This is a genomic window from Sedimentibacter sp. B4, from assembly GCF_000309315.1.
Classification (GTDB): Bacteria; Bacillota; Clostridia; order Tissierellales; family Sedimentibacteraceae; genus Sedimentibacter; species Sedimentibacter saalensis.
Genome location: NZ_CANG01000905.1, coordinates 1 through 2,795, shown reverse-complemented (window position 1 = coordinate 2,795; position 2,795 = coordinate 1). Strand labels below are relative to the sequence as shown.

The 2,795-nt window shown below is 29.3% G+C and carries 3 protein-coding genes and 1 pseudogene; 2 read left to right on the top strand and 2 right to left on the bottom strand.

From position 1 onward, the window contains the following. Positions 1-257 precede the first annotated feature (257 nt). Positions 258-500, bottom strand: a complete 243-nt coding sequence (locus tag BN358_RS14280) for a hypothetical protein (protein WP_019229327.1) — start codon at positions 498-500, stop codon at positions 258-260. Between the two features lie 126 nt (positions 501-626). Beyond that, a pseudogene (locus BN358_RS27950) lies at positions 627-784 on the bottom strand (IS1595 family transposase); the annotation flags it as partial. 978 nt (positions 785-1,762) lie between these two features. Here BN358_RS27950 and BN358_RS25690 point away from each other — a divergent pair. Both BN358_RS25690 and BN358_RS14275 read left to right on the top strand, forming a co-directional pair. Next, on the top strand, positions 1,763-1,978 hold the full coding sequence (locus BN358_RS25690) for a hypothetical protein (protein WP_157593543.1): 216 nt from the start codon (positions 1,763-1,765) through the stop codon (positions 1,976-1,978). Between the two features lie 43 nt (positions 1,979-2,021). Next, positions 2,022-2,501 carry a hypothetical protein gene (locus BN358_RS14275; RefSeq protein ID WP_019229325.1) on the top strand — a complete coding sequence of 160 codons (480 nt, stop codon included), beginning with the start codon at positions 2,022-2,024 and terminating at the stop codon, positions 2,499-2,501. The last annotated feature ends 294 nt before the right edge of the window (positions 2,502-2,795 follow it).

The window sequence follows — 2,795 nt, the reverse complement described above, 5'->3', positions numbered from 1 at the left end:
ACCGGCTGCAATGAGTTCATCTCTTGTAGCGCCTTGAAGCAGTTTTTTAAACAATGTAGCAACCATCTCCAAATGCCCAGCTCTTACTACCCAAGGGGTTATCTGTTAAAAAATTCGTTGATATTTAGGAATTATTAGATGGTTAAATAGGATGCTTTTATAAACTTTAGCTATGTTTTAGTATAGTGTTGAAATTGAAGATAATATTATGAGGAGAAAGATTTCTCCTCTAATACATAGTATGAAAATGTTTATTATTATTTTTTAGGAATTACAGCATATATAGCAATATTATTCTGTGATAGATACCTAATTACTTCTGGTATTTGTTGTATTGCGATTTTTACTTCAAATCCATATTCTAAATCTTCAATGTTATCAATAAAAGATATATCATTCATAATTTCTTTTGCACTTTGTTTGTCTGCTATTTCAAAATAAATAGTTACTTTATCATCGCTATAATCAAATGGAGTTCCTTTAACATGTTCTAAATTCATACTATCACCTCCTTTTTAGTATTATAGACTTTAGCTATAGCATTAATTCCAATTTAATGTGTATTACTAAATATAGGCTCTCTTTCTTTGAAATCAGTTATTTCTGTTTCAGCTTACAATGAGGACAGACTTTTCCCTTGCAAATCTAAATTCCTTAACTTCTTGTATTACTCGACCTACTTGTGAACCTAAAATAAGCATTTCTTCCAAACAAGAAGTAGCCGCTCATGTTGCAAAAGTGATAGTTTTTCGATATCAGAAATTAAAGACTTTACACTTGCCATAGCACAAACTCCAAATCTGTATATATGGCTTGATTATAGCATATATACAAAGATATATCAATTTTCAACATTGATTTAAAACATAGCCTAAACTTTAAATTGCTTTGGAGTTAATTTCAATTATTATTAAGAGTTATGGTATAATTTAATATAAACGATTGCGTTCCTTGAGCAGGTGGAATTTTCATTTCATTAAGCTTATTGGCTATTAATGTAGAACCCAACCTTTTTATTGATCCGTCCTCCTGCTCTTCACCAACTGTGTAAAGTTCAAATATCATTTTGATTACAGCGGCTTCATCCGGTTCGATTTCAAGCGTGTATCCTTTCTGGCCTTGCAGCTTTACAATTTTATAGCCATACGGCTTTTTATTTCCAACCCACTTGCCTTCTTTTACAGATGAAACCCTGCCTGCCTGAAGTCGCCTGTTTTCAACTCGTCATCCTCGTTGAATAGAGCGAAAAGCCTACTGTTTGAAGATCTCGCCAACCAAGAAGATGAACCGGATTAACATACCCGATCTTTTTTATTTTTTTCAGTATTGAAAATTATTGCAAAATAATTAAATAAAAGGGTATAGAGCGAGAATAAAAAGAGAATTTTTAAAAAATATGAAAATTATAATGTATATACTATATGTTGACAAATATAACTATGTTTTTTATAATACAGTTATATATAATATAAATGTTTTATAAAAAACATAAGTATAATGAAATATATTAGTTTATCCGATATTTCATGTGAAATTGTAATTAGTGGAGGAAATATAAATTCAACATAGTAGTTTTTTATTATAAAATGTAAAACTATGCTGATTTATATTATATGACAATTCAAGGGAAAAGAGGTGTGATAGTAACAGTATTGGAATACAAGCTATCAAGGATTCCGAAGGATATTATTATCAAGGAGATTATACAATAGATATTGGCTTAGTTGTCAGTACAGCATCTTTTATTTTAACACTTATAACTTTGGGCTATACTGTTTCTGCAGCAACTGGTGCTGCTACTGCAATCTCTGCTTATGGATCTAACTTTGTATATTTAAAATGGTCTTTATGGTGGAAAACAGACGGAACATATGACTATATGAAAAAAATTGAGAATATTCACGAAAAAGTTTCTGAAAATGATTATAAAATATACGGTCCCACTACATTTATACAGAAAAAATCTGTAGACTTATAATCGACTATAAAGACATATTCTCTGAAAAGAAAGAGAGTTCATTGTGAAAAGAGAAAGAAAACATATAATTAAAAATGAAAAAATACGTAAAATTTTAAGTGGGGCATTTTCATTTTGGGCTATGGCTTTTCAATTATTAAATATTATGCGTATAATCATTAACCCTGATACAAATAAATTTTCCCATATATTTTATAATATGAAAAGATATAATATTTTTTTAGCTGCATTTCCTGCTTCGTTTATATTTATTTTGGTGGTCAAGCTAATGGAGTTTCATATACAATTCAACTTAAATGAGGTTGTTGCGGAGAATAAAACTATTATACGATGGTTTATAAAACATTTTAACATTAGCCATAAAAAAGACCAAATTATTTTAAAGGATGAAACTTGTTTATTGGTAATCCAACTAATATTATGTATTGTCGGTTTTTTTATAGGACTGAGATGGTATTTAGTAGGTAGTCTTAGTATGCTCTTTTACTTTTTTCTTTATATTAAGATGAACTCTCGAGATTGATATCAGCTATACTGTTAAAAATGTAGGTATTAGGACAGTGGGGACGGCAGACTGCGAAAAACGCTCAATAAATTTCGATGTAAATTAGCACAAAACCATAAATTTTTAATGGTTTTGTGCTATAATTAAATCATAAACGAGGTGTTAACAACATAGCCAACAAAAACTAGATATTTCATATCGCCAATTTTTAAAATTGTATAATAAAGGTATTCATTTAAAATAAATGACACCTGCATGTTTACCTGCAGATGTCAATACATTTGTTATGTTTAGAAGTATCTCTTGCTAGCA